This is a genomic window from Enterobacter sp. MALB-1 (genome assembly GCF_041021625.1).
Classification (GTDB): domain Bacteria; phylum Pseudomonadota; class Gammaproteobacteria; order Enterobacterales; family Enterobacteriaceae; genus Enterobacter; species Enterobacter oligotrophicus.
This window is the reverse complement of sequence record NZ_JBDPJL010000001.1, coordinates 657,779-677,143: the sequence shown is the minus strand read 5'-3', so window position 1 is coordinate 677,143 and position 19,365 is coordinate 657,779. Positions and strand designations below refer to the sequence as shown.

16 protein-coding genes are annotated in these 19,365 nt (G+C 58.3%); 7 read left to right on the top strand and 9 right to left on the bottom strand.

The genetic code is table 11. The features are described 5' to 3' along the window. Positions 1-9: 9 nt before the first annotated feature. The 6 genes from lsrG to lsrA are packed head-to-tail and all read right to left on the bottom strand — an operon-like array spanning position 10 to position 5,696. Positions 10-303, bottom strand: coding sequence for a (4S)-4-hydroxy-5-phosphonooxypentane-2,3-dione isomerase (lsrG, locus tag ABGB15_RS03280; RefSeq protein WP_014071825.1), 294 nt, complete (start codon positions 301-303; stop codon positions 10-12). Next, a complete protein-coding gene (gene lsrF / locus ABGB15_RS03275) occupies positions 300-1,187 on the bottom strand; it encodes a 3-hydroxy-5-phosphonooxypentane-2,4-dione thiolase (protein ID WP_152082334.1) in 888 nt (295 codons plus the stop codon). The genes lsrG and lsrF overlap by 4 nt, the downstream gene beginning before the upstream one ends. An 11-nt stretch (positions 1,188-1,198) precedes the next feature. Then, entirely contained in the window at positions 1,199-2,200 is a 1,002-nt protein-coding gene (gene lsrB, locus ABGB15_RS03270; protein WP_215722467.1) for an autoinducer 2 ABC transporter substrate-binding protein LsrB, read from the bottom strand. Continuing rightward, positions 2,197-3,180 carry an autoinducer 2 ABC transporter permease LsrD gene (gene lsrD, locus ABGB15_RS03265; protein WP_215722466.1) on the bottom strand — a complete coding sequence of 328 codons (984 nt, stop codon included), beginning with the start codon at positions 3,178-3,180 and terminating at the stop codon, positions 2,197-2,199. Before lsrD ends, lsrB begins: the two co-directional genes overlap by 4 nt. Then, a complete protein-coding gene (gene lsrC, locus ABGB15_RS03260) occupies positions 3,181-4,212 on the bottom strand; it encodes an autoinducer 2 ABC transporter permease LsrC (RefSeq protein ID WP_215722465.1) in 1,032 nt (343 codons plus the stop codon). Continuing rightward, positions 4,209-5,696, bottom strand: a complete 1,488-nt coding sequence (lsrA, locus tag ABGB15_RS03255) for an autoinducer 2 ABC transporter ATP-binding protein LsrA (RefSeq protein ID WP_215722515.1) — start codon at positions 5,694-5,696, stop codon at positions 4,209-4,211. Before lsrA ends, lsrC begins: the two co-directional genes overlap by 4 nt. 215 nt (positions 5,697-5,911) lie before the next feature. Between lsrA and lsrR the strand changes: the two genes are divergently transcribed. From lsrR to ABGB15_RS03240, 3 genes are all read left to right on the top strand, one after another. Continuing rightward, on the top strand, positions 5,912-6,880 hold the full coding sequence (gene lsrR, locus ABGB15_RS03250) for a transcriptional regulator LsrR (RefSeq protein WP_152082338.1): 969 nt from the start codon (positions 5,912-5,914) through the stop codon (positions 6,878-6,880). Positions 6,881-6,914: 34 nt separating this feature from the next. Next, a complete protein-coding gene (gene lsrK / locus ABGB15_RS03245; RefSeq protein ID WP_215722464.1) occupies positions 6,915-8,507 on the top strand; it encodes an autoinducer-2 kinase in 1,593 nt (530 codons plus the stop codon). Between the two features lie 178 nt (positions 8,508-8,685). Further along, positions 8,686-10,707, top strand: coding sequence for an NADPH-dependent 2,4-dienoyl-CoA reductase (locus ABGB15_RS03240; RefSeq protein WP_215722463.1), 2,022 nt, complete (start codon positions 8,686-8,688; stop codon positions 10,705-10,707). Positions 10,708-10,798: 91 nt separating this feature from the next. Here ABGB15_RS03240 and rlmG read toward each other — a convergent pair whose 3' ends face one another. After that, complete coding sequence (rlmG, locus tag ABGB15_RS03235) at positions 10,799-11,935, bottom strand: 23S rRNA (guanine(1835)-N(2))-methyltransferase RlmG (RefSeq protein ID WP_215722462.1); 1,137 nt, start codon at positions 11,933-11,935, stop codon at positions 10,799-10,801. An 83-nt stretch (positions 11,936-12,018) separates the two neighbouring features. Here rlmG and ABGB15_RS03230 point away from each other — a divergent pair, with 83 nt between their 5' ends. The 4 genes from ABGB15_RS03230 to sstT all read left to right on the top strand — a co-directional run bounded on the left by ABGB15_RS03230 (position 12,019) and on the right by sstT (position 16,320). Continuing rightward, positions 12,019-12,522: a YgjP-like metallopeptidase domain-containing protein gene (locus ABGB15_RS03230; RefSeq protein ID WP_152082342.1), complete on the top strand. Its 504-nt coding sequence runs from the start codon at positions 12,019-12,021 to the stop codon at positions 12,520-12,522. A gap of 70 nt (positions 12,523-12,592) precedes the next feature. Then, positions 12,593-13,591, top strand: a complete 999-nt coding sequence (locus ABGB15_RS03225; RefSeq protein ID WP_215722461.1) for a Gfo/Idh/MocA family protein — start codon at positions 12,593-12,595, stop codon at positions 13,589-13,591. Between the two features lie 251 nt (positions 13,592-13,842). Further along, on the top strand, positions 13,843-14,808 hold the full coding sequence (locus ABGB15_RS03220; RefSeq protein WP_215722460.1) for a TerC family protein: 966 nt from the start codon (positions 13,843-13,845) through the stop codon (positions 14,806-14,808). A gap of 270 nt (positions 14,809-15,078) precedes the next feature. Then, positions 15,079-16,320 (top strand): serine/threonine transporter SstT, encoded by a 1,242-nt coding sequence (gene sstT, locus ABGB15_RS03215; RefSeq protein ID WP_215722459.1) that lies wholly within the window; start codon positions 15,079-15,081, stop codon positions 16,318-16,320. A gap of 83 nt (positions 16,321-16,403) precedes the next feature. Here the strand turns inward: sstT and ABGB15_RS03210 are convergent, their stop codons facing one another. After that, positions 16,404-17,891: a UxaA family hydrolase gene (locus ABGB15_RS03210; protein ID WP_215722458.1), complete on the bottom strand. Its 1,488-nt coding sequence runs from the start codon at positions 17,889-17,891 to the stop codon at positions 16,404-16,406. Between the two features lie 17 nt (positions 17,892-17,908). Beyond that, complete coding sequence (gene uxaC, locus ABGB15_RS03205; protein ID WP_215722457.1) at positions 17,909-19,321, bottom strand: glucuronate isomerase; 1,413 nt, start codon at positions 19,319-19,321, stop codon at positions 17,909-17,911. Positions 19,322-19,365: the final 44 nt, after the last annotated feature.

The following is a 19,365-nucleotide window of genomic DNA, read 5'->3' as shown; positions in this document are numbered from 1 at the left end:
GAGACGATCTTACTCCGGCAACAACCCGACAAAACTGCGTTTTTTGCGCGGCTCTGACATCAGCGCTTCGAGCTTATCCACGCACGCCAGGTAGTGCGGCGTTTTCTTGTGCGCCAGCACCGCCTCTTCATCTTTATACGCCTCGTAGATAAAGAACCGGGTTTTCACCCGCGGGTCCTGCAACACGTCGAAGCGCAGGTTTCCCGGCTCCTGGATCGCCCCTTCATGGTTGGCGCGAAACACCTCCAGAAACTCATCCACCCGTTCCGGTTTGATGTTGATCTCCACTAACGTCACATTCATTTTGCTTCTCCCTGTTTCTCTTCCTGCCAGAACTGGAACGCATCCCGCGCGCTCATGTTCTCGTGTACCACTTTCTTCACGGCTTTCAGCATGGCGAGCGGCGCGCTGGACTGGAAGATATTTCGCCCCATATCCACGCCGGACGCGCCCTGATCGATAGCCCGCCAGCACATCTCCAGCGCCTCGTGTTCCGGCAGCTTTTTCCCCCCGGCGATAACAATCGGTACCGGGCAGCTGGCGGTCACTTTTTCGAAGCCCTCATCCACATAATAGGTTTTGACGAACTGTGCCCCCATTTCGGCGGCGATACGGCTGGCGAGCGAGAAATACCGTGCGTCGCGCGCCATCTCTTTGCCGACGCCGGTCACGGCAAGCGTGGGCATGCCGTAGCGCGCCCCCGCATCCACCAGCTTGATGATGTTGTTGATCGACTGATGCTCGAATTCGCTGCCGATGTAGACCTGTGCCGCCACCGCGCAGACGTTCAGGCGCAGCGCGTCCTCCATCGCCACCGCCACACACTCGTTGGAAAGCTCGCCCAGAATCGAATTCCCCCCGGAGGCGCGCAGCACCACCGGTTTGTTGGTCGCCGCGGGGACGGTACTGCGCAGAATACCGCGGGTGCACATCAGCACGTCGGTTTCGCCAAACAGCGGCGCAATAGAGAGATCGATACGCTCAAGTCCGGTAGTCGGCCCCTGAAAGTAGCCGTGGTCAAAGGCCAGCATCACCGTGCGGTTGCTCTGCGGGTTGAAGATGCGCGAAAGCCTCGACTGCATGCCCCAGTCCAGCGAGCCGCAGCCTTTCAGGGTGTAGGGTGCGTTGACCTGCGGCGTACCGATGCCAAAATCCTTACCGTCTTTGATGTCGTCTAAATCAGCCATTTGTTCCCCCGTCAGAAATCGTATTTGTTGATGTTCTCTTTGGTGAACACCACGCGCTCCGGCAGCAGCACGATGCCGTTGCCTTTCGCTTCATACTGATAGCCCTGCACGCTGTTCGGCTCGACCTTCAGCGTCCCGATGTCTTTTACGTCCACGCTGTCACCGACGTTAAGATCGCCCTTTTTCAGCAAACGATCGGCGACATTGACCGCAATTTTGCCCTGTTGCACCACATCCCATAGCCCGAAGGCTTTTACCGTGCCGCGCTCGACGTAGGGGCGCATCACATTCGGCGTGCTGAACCCGACAATCGCCACCCCTTCCCGCTTCAGGTTTTCCGCTGCCTGTGCCGCCGCTGGCAGGGCATTAGCGTCCGGGGCGATGATCGCATCCAGATCCGGATACGCTTTTAAGATCCCCTCGGCGGTTTGCAGAGATTTGGTGGCATCGTTATAGCCAAACTGGGTGGTGACAATCTGCCACTGGGGATGGTCTTTCTCGATTTTGGCCTTCGCCTCTTTCACCCACTGGTTCTGGTCGGTGACGGTGGGGCTGGAGTAGAAGAACGCCACTTTGGCATTCGGTTTGGTGACCTGCTTGCCTGCCATGTCCACCAGCAGGCTGCCAAGCTGTTCTGGCGTGCCCTGGTTGATGTAGATGCTGCGGCACTCCGGTTTGGTATCGGAGTCCCAGGTCAATACTTTGACGCCGCGCTGCATCGCGCGCTTCAGCGCCGGGCAGAGGCCGTCCGGCGACACGGCGGAGACGATAATGGCGTTATAGCCCTGGTTGACGAAGTTATTGATGAGCTGCACCTGCCCGGAGACGCTCGGCTCGGTCGGGCCGTCGTAGGTCACGTCCACGCCAAGATCTTTCCCCGCCTCTTTCGCGCCGTTGCCGCCGCTGGTAAAGAAGCCGACGCCCACCAGTTTCGGGATAAAGGCGATGCGGTCCGCCGCCTGCGCCGACGCGAAGCTGAGGGCCATCGCCAGGACTATCAGTTTTGTTTTCATCTTACGCTCCGGGTATGTTTTGTGAGGAGAGATCGCACCCATTCACGGTGCAGACTCAATGAACGTCCCATCACCACCACAACCAACAGCGCCCCTGACAGCGCGCTCGACACCTGGTTGGGGATGCCGACCATCTGTAAACCCTGTTGCAGATACCCCACCAGCAGCGCCGCCAGTGCAGTACCCGTAACCGAACCTGAACCGCCATAAATATTGGCTCCGCCGAGCACGGCGGCGGTGAGTGCAGGCATTAATAAATCACGCCCCAGATCCGAGCGCGCGGAACCGAAATAAGAGACCATCACTAGCGCAGCAATCGCCGAGGCCACGCCCACCAGACCGTAGAGCGCGTAAGGCATGCCGTTGACCGACAGGGCCGCATAACGCGCCGCGCGCGGGTTTTGCCCAATCAAAAACAGGTGACGACCAAAGCGCCCGCGATGGGTTATCAGCCAGAAGAAGACGGTAATCAGCGCGAACAGCACCAGCGGAATTGGCAGGCCAAGAACGGTAAGATTGGCGAACGCGGTAAAGCTGTCCGGGAAGCCGCCGATGCCCTCGTAGCCCGTCGCCCCCGCCATGCCGGAGAGCAGCAGCGCACCGCCGCCGTAGAGGTAGAGCGTGCCGAGGGTAATCACTAAAGGGCTGATGCCGGTGTAGTGGATCAACGCCGCGTTAAGCAACCCGCACAGCAGGCCCAGCAGCAGCGTCAGCGGGATGGCCACCGCCATCGGCCAGCCTGCCTGCATCATCACGCCCAACGCGATGGCGCACAGGCCGATGGTCGAGCCGAGAGAGATATCGATCCCACCGCTGATAATCACCAGGGTGAGCGGCAGCGCGACAATACCAATGCAGATAAAATCGCTGGTACTGAACAGCAGCATGTTGATGTCGAGCATGCGCGGGTTGATGGCACCGAAGAGCAAGATCTCCAGCACCAGTAAAATGAGCAGCGCGCTTTCCCAGTTAAGTTTCATTTACGCCACCTCTTTTTTGCGTTTTGGAAACGGGGTGACGTGCTTTCCCCCTTTGTTACCCGGCTGGAAGCGGCTATATTTCAGCGCCCGCTGATACCTGGAGAGCGCCTGACGCAGACGCCCGTCGAGCACCAGCACGCCCAGCAACACCAGCCCGGCGATAAAGTCGTTCCACCAGGCCGGAAGCCTGAACAGCACCAGCACGGTGTCGATTTGCGTGAGGAAGAAAGCGCCAAGTAAGGCACCGATCAGCGTGCCGGTGCCGCCCAAAAGCGAGATGCCCCCGAGAACGCAGGCGGCGATGGCTTTCATCTCCAGCCCGCTGCCGGTCTGATTGGGGACAAAGCCAATCTGCGCGGCAAAGACAATCCCGGCGCAGGCGGCCAGCATACCGTTCAGCGTAAAGGCGATCATGCGGGTGCGGTTCACCGCCACGCCCAGTTGTCGTGCGGCGGCAAGGTTATCGCCCACGGCATAAAAATCACGCCCGAAGGCAGTGCGAGACAGCGTCCACGCGCCAATGACCGCTAAAAACAGAACCACCATCCCAAGCGGTGAAATGCCAATAGCGACGGGCTCAGAGAGAGATTTCAGGCTTGATGGCAGCCCTTCAATCCATTTTCCGCCCGTCCAGAGCAGCATCGCCCCGCGATACAGCCCCAGCGTGCCGAGCGTGGCGACAATCGCCGGAATACGTAGCCCCACAACCAGAAAGCCGTTAAATGCCCCGGCCAGTGCGCCGATCGCCAGTGCAAAAAGCATCGCTACCGGCAGGCTGTAGCCGCTGTTCAGCGCCACACCCACCGCAATCGCCGACAGCCCGACGGTGGAGCCAACGGAAACGTCGATGTTGCGGGTCAGCATCACCAGCGCCGCGCCAAGCGCCAGCAGGATCAGGATCTGCGAGCTGGCGAAGATCATCCCCAGCGTTTGCAGGCTGAAGTAAGCCGGATTCAGCGCCACGAGGACGGCAAACAGCGCCAGAATAGCGAGAAACGCGCTCAGTTCGCGGTTTTTGAGTAAGGTCTTCATGATTGCCCTCCGAACGCCAGTGCCATCATCCGGTCGAGACTGACGGCGTGGCGCGGCAGCTCGCCGCTGAGCACGCCCTGGTGCATCACCAGCACGCGGTCTGCAAGCCCAGGGAACTCATCAAGGTCGCTTGAGATCATCAGCACCGCGACGTTCTGCGCCGCCACACTTTTTATCAGCTGATAGATGTCGGCGCGCGCCGAGACGTCCACGCCGCGTGTCGGTTCATCGACGATCAGCAAAAGTGGATTCGCTTCCAGACAACGCGCCAGCAGCACCTTCTGCTGGTTACCGCCGGAGAGCGTGCGCACGGTTTGATCAGCATTGTTGAGTTTGATCCCCAGCGCCCGGTGATAGCGCTCCACCACCGCAGACTCCCGTTTGCGCTGCTGCCAGACTGACGGCTCGTTCAGCGCCACGGTGTTCCAGCGGATTGGCGCATCCAGGAACAAGCCGGAAACCTGCCGATCCTCCGGCAGATAAACCAGCCCTCTATCCAGACGCGCAGACACGGAGTCATTGCTAATATCCTGATTTTCCAGCCAGATGCGTCCACCCCGCACCGGACGCAAACCGTAGAGCGTTTCTGCAAACTCGGTGCGCCCCGATCCCACCAGCCCGGCCAGCCCGACGATCTCCCCGGCATAAATCTCCAGGCTGAGATCGATAAACCCCTCCCCGGTGAGATCCTCCACACGCAGTACCGGAAAATCCTGCGGCTGGGTGCGGCGGTTGCCCGGCAACGCCAGCCACAGCTTTTGCGTATCGCTCAGGGATTTCTCCCGGCTGACCGGCGTCATGGCGGCAATCAGGGCGTTATCGTCGAACTGCGCGGTTTCGCCGCTCAGCACCACCGCGCCGTCGCGCATCACCGAGACGTGGCTCGAAAGCATGCGGATTTCCGGCAGCTTATGCGAGATAAAGACAATGCCGACGCCGAGTTCCTGCAGGGCGCGGATCTGGCGAAACAGGCGTTCGGTCTCGCCCGGCGTGAGCGAGGCCGTGGGTTCGTCGAGGATCAGGATCTTCGCGTTGCGCATTAATCCACGCAGGATCTCCACCATCTGCTGATCCGCTACCTCCAGGGTGCTGGCGGTAGCGTCGAGATTAAGCTGGCACTGCAACTGTTGAAGTTTCTCTGCCAGTCGCTCATCCAGATCGCTTTCACGCGGCAGGCGGAACAGGATGTTTTCCCGCACCGTCAGGTTGGGAAACAGCAGTGGCTCCTGCGGCACGAGGTAAATGCCGAGCTTATGTGCCTGCGCGGGGGTTAGCCGCGTAAATGGTTGCCCGACGACAGAAAGTTCACCACTGTCCGGTGTCTCCACCCCGGCGATGATCTTCATCAGCGTCGATTTTCCCGCGCCGTTACCGCCCATCAATGCATGCACCTGCCCTGCAAGCAGCGTGAAATCAATGCTTTTTAACACCGGCACGCCAGAGAACTGCTTGCAGATATCACGTGCTTCGATAAGTGGGGTCATCATCGCTCCGCTATTGAACAAATGATTTTTAGATTTAATAATGTTCAAAAGCGTAGACGGTGAACTATATTTACAACCGTGCAGGGATCACAGTTTTATCGATTAAGATCCAGATAAAGCAGAAACCCTCTAAAAGATCTGTTTTGCCGCGCGGCTCACATTTTCTGCCCGCGCCATCACGAACATATGATCTAAATTTTTATAAGAGTTCAAATATGAGCGATAAACGCACTGCGGAAGAAGGACGGTTTGCCGGGCTGGCACTGGCAGAAGAGGAGCTGGTGGCGCGCGTGGCGTGGTGCTACTACCACGACGGGCTAACCCAGAACGACATTGGCGAGCGGCTCGGCCTGCCGCGTCTGAAGATTTCGCGCCTGCTGGAAAAAGGCCGCCAGTCCGGGGTGATCCGCGTGCAGATCAACTCGCGCTATGAGGGCTGTCTGGCGCTGGAAACAGAGTTGCAACAACGTTTTGGGTTGAAACTGGTACGCGTGATGCCTGCGCTGAACACGCCGCCGATGAACGTGCGGTTAGGCATTGGCGCGGCACAGTCGCTGATGGGCGTGCTGGAACCCGGCCAGCTGTTAGCGGTGGGATTTGGTGAAACGACCATGAGCAGCCTGCAGCATTTAAGCGGTTTTATTAGCTCACAGCAGATCCGCCTGGTCACGCTCTCCGGCGGCGTCGGGCCGTATATGACCGGGATCGGTCAGCTTGATGCAGCCTGCAGCGTCAGCATGATCCCCGCCCCGCTTCGCGTCTCATCTGCTGAAGTGGCCGGGATCTTAAAACGGGAAACCAGCGTGCGAGACGTGATCCTCGCCGCAACCGCCGCAGATGTTGCCGTGGTAGGTATTGGTTCGGTGAACCAGCGTCGGGACGCCACCATTTTGCGCTCCGGCTATATCAGCGAAGGTGAACAGCTGATGTACGCCCGCAAAGGCGCGGTGGGTGACATCCTCGGCTATTTCCTCAACGGCGAGGGGGAATGCGTCGAGGAGCTGGAGATCCATAAAGAATTACTCGGCGTCACGCTCGATGAACTGGCACAGCTGCCCACCATCGTTGGCGTGGCCGGCGGCGAAGAGAAAGCCGATGCGATTTATGCCGCACTGAAAGGTCGCCGTATCAATGGCCTGGTGACGGAAGAGACGACAGCCCGCGCGGTGCTGGCCCTGACGTAACGGGGATGCCCTGCGCTAACAACGAGGCAAGCTCATGAGTTACCTTTTAGCGTTAGATGCAGGGACAGGCAGCGTTCGCGCCGTAATTTTCGATTTACAGGGCAACCAGATTGCCGTCGGCCAGGCCGAGTGGAAACACCTGAGCGTGGAGAACGTGCCGGGGTCGATGGAGTTCGATCTCGACACAAACTGGCGGCTCACCTGCCAGTGCATTCAGCAGGCGCTGGATCGTGCGCACCTGAGCGCCGCGGATATTCAGTCCGTTGCCTGCTGCTCGATGCGTGAAGGCATTGTGCTCTATGACCGCAACGGCGAGGCCATCTGGGCCTGCGCCAACGTCGACGCCCGCGCCAGCCGCGAGGTGGCCGAGCTTAAAGAGATCCACGACGACCGTTTTGAATCCGAAGTGTATGAGGTCTCCGGGCAAACTCTTGCTCTGAGCGCCATGCCGCGCCTGCTGTGGCTGGCGCACCATCGCCCGGATATTTACCGTAAAGCCGCGACCATCACCATGATCAGCGACTGGCTGGCGGCGAAGCTCTCCGGCGAGCTGGCGGTTGACCCGTCGAACGCGGGCACGACGGGCATGCTGGATCTGTTCTCTCGCGACTGGCGTCCGGCGCTGCTCGACATGGCCGGGCTGCGTGCCGATATCCTTTCTCCGGTGAAAGAGACGGGCACGGTGTTGGGTGCCATAACCAAAGAAGCCGCGCAACAGAGCGGCCTGCGCGAAGGCACGCCCGTGGTAATGGGCGGCGGCGATGTGCAACTGGGTTGTCTGGGGCTGGGCGTAGTGCGCGCCGGACAAACGGCAGTGCTGGGCGGCACCTTCTGGCAGCAGGTGGTGAACCTGCCACAGGTGCGCACGGACCCAGAGATGAATATTCGCGTAAATCCGCACGTCATTCCCGGCATGGCGCAGGCGGAGTCGATCAGCTTCTTTACCGGGCTGACTATGCGCTGGTTCCGCGACGCCTTCTGCGCGGAAGAGAAACTAATTGCCGAGCGGATGGGCATGGATACCTACTCCCTGCTCGAAGAGATGGCGAGCCGCGTACCGGCGGGTTCCCACGGCGTAATGCCGATCTTCTCTGACGCGATGCATTTCAAGCAGTGGTACCACGCCGCGCCGTCGTTTATTAACCTCTCCATCGATCCGGAAAAGTGCAACAAAGCCACGCTGTTCCGTGCCCTGGAAGAGAACGCGGCGATTGTCTCGGCCTGTAATCTGGCGCAGATTTCACGCTTCTCCGGCGTGGCATTTGAGAGCCTGGTTTTTGCCGGAGGGGGGTCGAAAGGGGCGTTGTGGAGCCAGATCCTAAGCGACGTCACCGGCCTGCCGGTACGCGTGCCGGAAGTAAAAGAGGCGACGGCGCTCGGCTGCGCGATTGCCGCCGGGGCGGGCGCGGGGCTGTTTGCGGATATGGCCTCGACGGGCGAGCGGCTGGTGAAATGGAGCCGCGAGTTCACGCCGAACCCGCAACACCGGGAGCTGTACGACGGCATGATGCAGAAGTGGCAGGCGGTCTATGCCGACCAGCTTGGGCTGGTGGACAGCGGCCTGACGACATCGATGTGGCAGGCACCGGGACTGGTGCGTACCCCCTCACCCCGGCCCTCTCCCTAAGGGAGAGGGAGATTAAGTCCCCTCTCCCTTAGGGAGAGGGTTAGGGTGAGGGCATCAGGCCACACCAATATTTGAATCCCATCACATTCACTGCATTCCCCTTTTCCCTTTTACTCCCCGCTGGCTAAATTAGTAACTCATCCGACCACATAACAATAATTTTACACTGGAAGAGACTATGAGCCGCTACCCGTCGTTATTCGCCCCCCTCGATTTGGGGTTCACCACCCTTAAAAACCGCGTATTGATGGGCTCGATGCATACCGGGCTGGAAGAGCGACCGGACGGCCCGGAGCGGCTGGCGGCCTTCTACGCCGAGCGCGCGCGCCACGGCGTCGCGCTGATTGTGACCGGCGGCGTCGCCCCAGCCACCACGGGCGTGACGATGGAGGGCGGCGCGGTGCTGAACGATGCGTCACAGCTTGCGCATCACCGGATTGTGACCGACGCGGTTCACAAAGAAGGCGGCAAAATTGCCCTGCAGATCCTGCACACTGGCCGCTACAGCTATCAACCGAATCTGGTCGCGCCGTCGGCCATTCAGGCACCCATTAACCGTTTTAAGCCGCATGCCCTGGGCCACGACGAGATCCTGGCGCTGATTGACGACTTCGCCCGCTGCGCCGCGCTGGCGCGTGAAGCGGGCTACGACGGCGTCGAGGTAATGGGCTCCGAAGGCTATCTGATCAACGAATTCCTCGCCGCCCGCACCAACCAGCGCGAGGATGAATGGGGCGGCGACTATGCCCGCCGCATGCGCTTCGCCGTGGAAGTCGTGCGCGCGGTACGCGAACGTGCGGGCGCGGATTTTATCATCATCTTCCGCCTGTCGATGCTCGATCTGGTGGAAGGCGGCGGCACGTTTGACGAAACCGTGCAGTTGGCACAGGCGATTGAAGCCGCTGGTGCCACCATCATCAACACCGGGATCGGCTGGCACGAAGCGCGCATCCCCACCATCGCCACGCCGGTGCCGCGCGCGGCCTTCAGTTGGGTGACGCGCAAGCTGAAAGGCAAAGTCTCTGTTCCGCTGGTGACCACCAACCGCATTAACGACCCGCAGGTGGCGGACGATGTGATATCACGCGGCGACGCCGATATGGTGTCGATGGCGCGTCCGTTCCTCGCGGATGCCGAACTGCTGTCCAAAGCGCAAAGCGGGCGGGCGGATGAGATCAACACCTGCATCGGCTGTAACCAGGCCTGTCTGGATCAGATTTTCGTCGGTAAGGTTACCTCTTGTCTCGTCAACCCACGCGCCTGCCATGAAACCAAAATGCCGGTCGTGCCTGCGGTTAATAAAAAACGCCTGGCCGTGGTCGGCGCGGGTCCGGCGGGGCTGGCATTTGCGGTGAATGCCGCCGGACGCGGGCACAGCGTGACGCTGTTTGATGCCGCAGCCGAAATCGGTGGGCAGTTTAATATCGCCAAACAGATCCCCGGCAAAGAGGAGTTCTACGAAACCCTGCGCTATTACCGCCGGATGATCGAGCTGACGGGAGTCGATCTGCGGCTCAACCAGTGGGTCACGCCTGACGATCTGATCGATTTCGATGAGGTGATCCTGGCGAGCGGGATCGCGCCGCGCACCCCTGCGATCGAGGGTATCGACCATCCGAAGGTGCTGAGCTATCTGGACGTGCTGCGCGACAAAGTGCCGGTTGGGGAAAAAGTGGCGATTATCGGCTGTGGGGGCATCGGTTTTGATACCGCCATGTACTTAAGCCAGCCGGGTGAAGCCACCAGCCAGAATATTGCCGAGTTTTGCGTGGAGTGGGGAATTGATACCAGCCTCAAACAGGCTGGCGGCCTGCGCCCGGAAGGGCCGCAACTGCCAAAAAGCCCGCGCCAGATTGTGATGCTACAGCGTAAAGCCAGTAAGCCAGGTGAAGGGCTGGGCAAAACCACCGGCTGGATACATCGTGCTACCCTGCTCTCTCGCGGCGTGAAGATGATCCCGGCGGTGAGCTACCAGAAGATCGACGATGACGGGCTGCACGTGCTGATCGGCGGTGAGCCACAGTTGCTGCGCGTGGATCATGTCATTTTATGTGCCGGGCAGGAGCCGAAACGCGATCTGGCCGATCCGCTGCGTGAAGTGGGTAAACCAGTGCATTTGATTGGCGGATGCGATGTGGCGATGGAGCTGGATGCGCGGCGGGCAATTGCGCAGGGGACGAAATTAGCGCTGGAGATCTAGAGCATTGCCGGGCGGCGCTGCGCTTGCCCGGCCTACGGGTACGAGGCCGTTGTAGGCCCGGTAAGCGCAGCGCCACCGGGCAAAAAAAATCTTACCGACGACGCCCCAGCTTCACCGCTTTCAGCACCACAAACTTGTTGTTCGTCGCAATGGTGACGCAGTTACCGAAAATCTTCTTCAGCTTGTGGAAGTAGTCCAGGTGACGGTTTGCCACAATGTACAGCTCGCCGTTGATTTTCAGGCAGCGGCGCGCGTGGTGGAACATCTCCCAGGCGACGTTATCCGTCAGAGCGTGCTTCTGGTGGAACGGCGGGTTGCAGAACACCGCGTTGAAGCGGAAAGGCTCCACGCCCGACAGCGCGTTGTTGATCATAAACTCGCAGCGATCCAGCGCCTCTGGCATGTTGGTTTCTACGTTCAGACGGCTGGACGCCACCGCCATGGGCGACTCATCGCTGAACACCACGCTCGCTTCCGGGTTCTTCGCCAGCAGCGTCAGGCCAATCACGCCGTTGCCGCAGCCCAGATCGACAATTTCGCCTTCCAGGTTTTCCGGCAGATGTTCCATAAAGAAACGCGCACCGATATCCAGCCCCGTGCGGGAGAAAACGTTCGCGTGGTTATGGATGGTCCAGTCGGTCCCTTCCAGCGTCCAGCTCAGCGTCTCTGGCGCATCAGCCAGTTCCGGTGCGCTAAACGTACAGTTGATCAGACGCGCCTTTTTCCACGCCAGCGTGGTGGTGGTTGGGCCGAGCACTTTCTCGAACAGTTCCAGCGTCGAGGTGTGAATATCACGCGCTTTGGCACCCGCAATGATGCGCGTTTCCGGCGTCACGACTTTACGCAGCGCACGCAGCTGTTGCTCCAGCAGCGCCATGGTTTTCGGCACTTTGATCAGTACCACGCCCGGTGCCTGTGGGTAGTCCGCCGTGCTGTCGAGAAACTTAACGCTCCCTTCATCGATGTCGTTGTGACGCAGGTTCTCACGCGTCGCCAGCTCGCTTAGGTAGGAATCGCCGATGCTGTATGGCGAGTGTTGCGCCAGGGCGCAGCCCAGCGCGCCAAACGCGTCATTCAGGATCAAAACCGGGCCGCGGATTTCAGTCTCATCCAACTGCTGCAGCAGATATTCATCCGCCGCTTCCCACGCCTGAAGCGGGTTAACGTCGTCCGTCTCCGGGAAACGTTTAAGGTTGAGTGAACGGAAACCGTTGTCTAAGTGGCTCATCGGCCCTCCTGAATGGTAAAATTTGGCGTATCCCTGAAAAGGGTGCGTGAGTATACCCGTTTTATTGTCATTTTGGGGCGTTGATGAACCAACTAACTTATCTCCAGGGCTACCCGGAGCATTTACTTTCTCAGGTGCGCAGCCTGATTGCCGGGGAAAAGCTGGGGGCGGTGCTGGAAAAACGTTACCCCGGCACGCATGATTTCGCGACTGATAAGGCGCTCTGGCAGTATACGCAGGATCTGAAAAACCGGTATCTCAAGAGCGCCCCGCCGATCAACAAGGTGATGTACGACAACAAGATCCACGTTTTGAAGAACGCGCTCGGCCTGCACACTGCCATCTCCCGCGTGCAGGGCGGCAAGCTGAAAGCCAAAGCGGAGATCCGCGTGGCGACGGTATTTCGCACTGCGCCAGAACCGTTTTTGCGGATGATCGTAGTGCACGAACTGGCGCACCTGAAAGAGAAAGAGCACGACAAGGCGTTTTACTCTCTGTGCTGCCACATGGAGCCGCAGTACCACCAGCTGGAGTTTGATACCCGTTTGTGGCTTACGCATTTATCGTTAAAGAGTAATGCGCAGTAGCGCACGCGAATTGTCATGATGACGTGCTACAGTGGCTAAAGGTTCCCAGCAACGGAGTACGTAAACGTTTATGATACGTTTCGCAGTCATTGGCACGAACTGGATCACACGCCAGTTCGTCGACGCCGCCCACGAAACCGGCAAATATAAGCTCACCGCAGTCTATTCCCGCAGCCTTGAGCAGGCGCAGAGTTTTGCAAACGACTACCCGGTCGAACACCTGTTTACCTCGCTCGACGAGATGGCGCAAAGCGACGCCATTGACGCGGTCTATATCGCCAGCCCGAACGCCCTGCACTTCCCGCAAACGAAGCTGTTCCTCAGCCATAAAAAGCATGTGATTTGCGAGAAGCCACTGGCCTCGAATATTCAGGAAGTGGAAGCCGCCATTCAGCTTGCCCGCGAAAACCAGGTGGTGCTGTTCGAAGCGTTCAAAACCGCCAGCCTGCCGAACTTCCTGCTGTTGCAGCAGTCCCTGCCGAAAATTGGCAAAGTGCGTAAAGCCTTTATCAACTACTGCCAGTATTCCTCACGCTACCAGCGCTATCTGGACGGTGAGAACCCGAACACCTTTAACCCGACCTTCTCTAACGGCTCGATTATGGACATCGGTTTTTACTGCCTGGCCTCTGCCGTGGCGCTGTGGGGCGAGCCGCACGGCGTAACGGCCACCGCCAGCCTGCTGGAGAGCGGCGTGGATGCACATGGCGTAGTGGTGCTGGATTACGGCGATTTCAGCGTCACGCTGCAGCACTCGAAAGTGAGTGATTCCGTGCTGCCGAGCGAAATTCAGGGTGAAGCCGGGTCGCTGGTCATTGAGAAGATCTCCGAGTGCCAGAAGCTGAGTTTTGTGCCGCGCGGCGGTAAAGCGCAGGAGCTGACGCAGCCTCAGCATATTAACACTATGCTCTATGAGGCAGAGGTCTTCGCCCGTCTGGTAGAAGATAACGAAGTGAATCACCCAGGCCTCGCGGTAAGCCGCACCACGGCGAAGCTGCAAACGGAGATCCGCCGTCAGACTGGTGTGGTGTTCCCGGCAGATGGCGTGGGCGCAGAAGCGGTCGCGTAAAACTGTGTAATGAAACGGCGCAGACCATTGACGAAACCGATGGTCTGACATATTTTGTTACCTGCAAAGGGGAGTAACTTCTTCGCCGGTGGATCGTCATTACGATGCGTGCAAAACCGCATCCGGTCGCCGGGCAACCTTCATGGTTGTAAGTGAGACCTTGCCGGAAGGCGAGGTCTATGCATAAAAAGCTAACGGCTATCGTCTTCTGACCATAGCCGTTTTTGTTTTTTATGTGTAAGGAAAATAGTATGCATTCTGTCGGCACTCCAATGTTGTGGGGCGGATTCGCGGTAGTCGTGCTCATCATGCTGGCGATCGACCTCTTTTTGCAGGGCCGTCGCGGCGAGCACGGCATGAGCGTCAAGCAAGCCGCCGTCTGGTCACTGGTGTGGGTATCCCTTTCACTCCTCTTCTGCGCCGCCTTCTGGTGGTATCTGGCTTCGACCGAGGGCCGCGCGGTGGCCGATCCTCAGGCACTCGCCTTCCTCACCGGTTATCTGATTGAAAAAGCGCTGGCGGTGGATAACGTCTTCGTCTGGCTGATGCTGTTCAGCTATTTCGCTGTGCCTGCCGCCCTGCAGCGTCGCGTGCTGGTTTACGGCGTGCTGGGAGCGATTGTCCTGCGTACCATCATGATCTTCGCCGGAAGCTGGCTGATCACCCAGTTCGAATGGCTGCTGTATGTGTTCGGCGCGTTCCTGCTGTTCACCGGGGTCAAAATGGCGCTGGCGAAAGAAGATGAAACCGGTATTGGCGAGAAGCCGCTGGTGAAGTGGCTGCGTGGTCATCTGCGCATGACGGATAAAATCGAAAGCGAGCACTTCTTTGTGCGGAAGAACGGCCTGCTGTTTGCCACCCCGCTGCTGCTGGTGCTGATTCTGGTTGAACTGAGCGACGTGATTTTTGCGGTAGACAGTATCCCGGCGATCTTCGCGGTGACCACCGATCCGTTCATTGTTCTGACCTCTAACCTGTTTGCGATCCTCGGTCTGCGTGCTATGTACTTCCTGCTGGCAGGTGCGGCAGAGCGCTTCTCAATGCTGAAGTACGGCCTGTCGGTGATTCTGGTGTTTATCGGTATTAAGATGCTGATTGTCGACTTCTACCACATCCCGATCGCCATTTCGCTTGGCGTGGTGTTTGGCATTCTGACCGTGACGCTGATTATCAATACCTGGGTTAACCGCCAGCACGATAAGAAGCAGCAGATTTAGTGCAACGTTCGGTGCGGGCTGATGCCCTCACCCCACCCCCACAGGGAGAGGGGGGAAATGCAATGTCGGCCGGGTAAGCGCAGCGCCACCCGGCATTTTCGTTAACCAATAGTTAAAAAACATGACGCAACACGTAAAATCCAGCATTTTACGCTTCCCTCCTTTCGCGCATTCCCTATACTCGACCAGGCAAACATTTACTTACATCCGGAAACAAACGTGACTTAGAGCACATCCAGGATGGAACGCAATTTCACTCAGGAATAACGTATGAGCACACAATCACGCGGTCTGTTCGCGCGCATGGCGCAGGGCAGCCTTGTAAAACAAATTCTGGTCGGGCTGGTATTGGGTATTCTGCTGGCGATGGTGTCAAAACCTGCTGCGGAAGCAACGGGACTGCTCGGTACGCTGTTCGTAGGCGCACTGAAAGCTGTTGCACCGGTGCTGGTACTGATGCTGGTGATGGCGTCGATTGCCAACCACCAGCACGGACAAAAAACCAACATTCGCCCGATTTTATTCCTGTATCTTCTGGGAACCTTCTCTGCTGCCTTAACGGCCGTTGTGTTTAGCTTCCTCTTCCCCTCCACGCTGCATCTGACCAGCGCGGCAGGTGATATCACACCGCCTTCCGGTATCGTAGAGGTATTACGCGGCCTGCTGATGAGCATGGTAGCAAACCCGATTACAGCGCTGATGAATGCTAACTACATTGGCATTCTGGTCTGGGCGATTGGTCTTGGCTTCGCGCTGCGTCACGGTAACGAAACGACCAAAAATCTGGTCAACGATATGTCCAACGCCGTGACCTTTATGGTGAAAATCGTGATCCGTTTTGCGCCAATCGGTATCTTCGGTCTGGTCTCTTCTACGCTCGCAACCACCGGTTTTGACGCATTGTGGGGCTATGCACAGCTGCTGATCGTCCTGATTGGCTGTATGCTGCTGGTGGCGCTGGTGATCAACCCGCTGCTGGTGTTCTGGCAGATCCGCCGCAACCCGTATCCGCTGGTGCTGATGTGCCTGCGCGAAAGCGGCGTGTATGCTTTCTTCACCCGCAGCTCTGCGGCGAACATTCCGGTTAACATGGCGCTGGCGGAGAAGCTGAATCTGGATCGCGACACCTACTCGGTGTCGATCCCACTGGGTGCCACCGTGAATATGGCGGGTGCGGCGATCACCATCACCGTGCTGACGCTGGCAGCGGTACATACGCTGGGTATTCCGGTGGATCTGCCGACAGCGCTGTTGCTGAGCGTCGTGGCGTCGCTGTGTGCCTGTGGTGCATCCGGCGTGGCGGGCGGTTCGCTGCTGCTCATTCCGCTGGCGTGTAATATGTTCGGTATCCCGAATGAAATCGCCATGCAGGTTGTTGCTGTGGGCTTTATCATCGGCGTGCTGCAGGACTCCTGTGAAACGGCATTGAACTCCTCTACCGACGTGCTGTTCACCGCTGCAGCCTGTCAGGCGGAAGACGCGCGTTTAGCGAAGAACGCCCTGCGCGGGTAAAAAAAGCCCGATGGCGGCTACGCCTTACCGGGCCTACAGGATTTGGTAGGTCGGGTAAGCGTTAGCGCCACCCGACATAACATTTACAGCGTCACACCACTCTTAAAGATCGCCAGCTCACGGAAGTCGTTCTTCTCGTTACAGGTCTGCCTGCCGCTGGCGAATTCCACGATGGTATCGACGAATTCGTTCAGCAACTGCGGCATCGCTTTGCCGTGGATCAGCTGACCCGCATCGAAGTCAATCCAGTGCTTTTTCTTCGCTGCCAGCTCGCTGTTGGTAGCAATTTTTACCGTTGGCACAAAACCGCCGTATGGCGTACCGCGACCGGTACTGAACAGCACCATATGGCAACCGGCACCGGCCAGCGCGCTGGTGGCAACCGCATCATTACCCGGCGCGCTCAGCAGGTTCAGACCGGGCGTTTTCAGGCGTTCACCGTAGCGCAACACGTCCACGACCTGGCTGGCTCCGGCTTTCTGAGTACAGCCGAGAGATTTCTCTTCCAGCGTGGTGATCCCCCCCGCTTTGTTCCCCGGTGATGGGTTTTCATAAATCGGCTGGTTATGCGCGATGAAATACTGTTTAAAGTCGTTCACCATGGTGACGGTCTTTTCAAACGTCTCTTCGTCGCGGCAGTGGCTCATCAGAATACGCTCTGCGCCGAACATCTCCGGCACTTCAGTCAGCACGGTAGTGCCACCATTGGCGATCATATAATCCGAGAAGCGGCCCAGCATCGGGTTGGCGGTGATACCGGACAGACCATCTGACCCGCCGCACTCCAGACCAAACTTCAGCTCGCTCAGCTTACCCGGCTCGCGCTTATCATGACGCATGACGTCATACAACTGGTGTAACTGCTCCAGGCCGGCTTCCACTTCGTCGTCCTGATGCTGACACACCATAAAGTGCACACGCTCAGGGTCGAACTCCCCCAGCGTTTCACGGAAGGCATCCACCTGGTTGTTCTCACAGCCCAGGCCAATCACCAGCACCGCGCCCGCGTTCGGGTGGCGCACCATGTTTTGCAGCATGGTGCGGGTGTTAATGTGGTCGTCACCCAGCTGTGAACAGCCGTAAGTATGGCTGAAAAGATGCACACCGTCGGTGCCTTCGGCATCGTTGGTCTCTTTCAGGAAGCGCGTCTGGATTTGCCGCGCGATCCCATTCACGCAGCCGACGGTCGGGAGTATCCACAGTTCGTTGCGGATACCCACGTCGCCGTTGGCGCGGCGGTAGATCTGAACATCGCGATCTGCCGCCTGCCCCTCTTCCGCCTGAAAATCAGGTTGATAGCTGTACTCGTCCAGATCGCTGAGATTGGTGCGGGTATTGTGGGAATGAATATGTTCACCCGGCGCAATATCCGCCAGCGCATGACCAATCGGCAAACCGTACTTAACGACGTTTTCCCCTTTGGCGACCGGTTTCACGGCAAATTTATGCCCGCGAGCAATCGCCTGGCGCAGCGTGACCGTCTGGTTCTCAACGGTCACAACGTCACCTTCAGTCAGGTCCGCCAGCGCGACGGCAACGTTATCCAGCGAATGGATTTTGATGTATTGCATATCAACCTCAAACGGCCTTAGTTCAGTTCAATGGCGAAGTAGTCACGCGCATTGTTAAAGCAGATGTTTTTCACCATTTCGCCCAGCAGCTGGATATCCGCCGGTGCTTCTCCTGCCTGCACCCAGCGGCCAATCATCTGGCACAGGATGCGACGGAAATATTCGTGGCGAGTGTAAGACAGGAAACTGCGGCTGTCGGTCAGCATGCCGACAAAGCGGCTTAACAGGCCGAGTTGCGCCAGCTGCGTCATCTGACGTTCCATGCCGTCTTTCTGATCGTTGAACCACCAGCCAGAACCGAACTGCATCTTGCCTGGCATCCCTTCGCCCTGGAAGTTACCGATCATGGTGCCCAGCACTTCGTTATCGCGTGGGTTCAGGCAGTAGAGAATGGTTTTTGGCAGCAGGTTCTGCTCGTTTTGTTTACTCAGCAGTTTCGACAGCTCTTCCGCCAGCGGACGGTCGTTAATGGAGTCGAAGCCCACATCCGCGCCCAGCAGTTTGAACTGGCGCTGATTGTTATTACGCAGTGCCCCAATGTGGTACTGCTGTACCCAGCCGCGACGCGCGTATTCCGCACCGAGGAACACCAGCACTGCCGTTTTGAACTGGGCCACTTCGTGTTCGTTAAGGGATTCACCTGACAGTCGACGCGCCAGGATGCTGTCCAGCTCGGCTTCGTTAGACTCAGCAAACAGCACCACGTCCAGCGCGTGGTCAGACACCTTACAGCCGTGCGCCGCAAAGTGATCCAGACGTTTGGTCAACGCAGTTTGCAGGTCGGCGAAACGACGAATGTCGGTATCAGAGACTTCGGCCAGCTTCGCCATGTAGTCGTTAAAGGTTGCCTGCTCAATGTTGAACGCTTTATCCGGACGCCAGCTTGGCAGCACTTTGATGTCAAAAGCCGTGTCTTTAGCGACAACCGCGTGGTGTTCCAGCGAATCGACAGGGTCGTCGGTGGTGCCCACCATTTTCACGTTCATCTGTTTCATGATGCCGCGCGCAGAGAAGTTGTCCTGCGCCAGCAATTCATTGCACCGATCCCAGATTTCATCAGCAGTGGTCGGGGAGAGCAGTTTACCGGTGATGCCAAACGGACGACGCAGTTCGAGGTGCGTCCAGTGGTATAACGGGTTGCCAATGGTGTGCGGAACGGTCGCGGCCCAGGCGTCAAACTTCTCGCGGTCGGTAGCGTCACCGGTACACAGGCGCTCAGCCACGCCGTTGGTGCGCATCGCGCGCCATTTGTAATGGTCACCCTTCAGCCAGATGTCATACAGGTTTTTGAAACGGTAATTTTCGGCAACCTGCTGCGGTGGCAAGTGGCAGTGGTAGTCGAAAATCGGCTGGTCTTTTGCGTAGTCGTGGTACAGGCGGCGAGCAAATTCGGTATCTAACAGAAAATCTTCGGTCATAAACGGCGTCATTATCGTCTTCCTCTTAACGAGAGCGTCAGAAATCGTATGTTCAG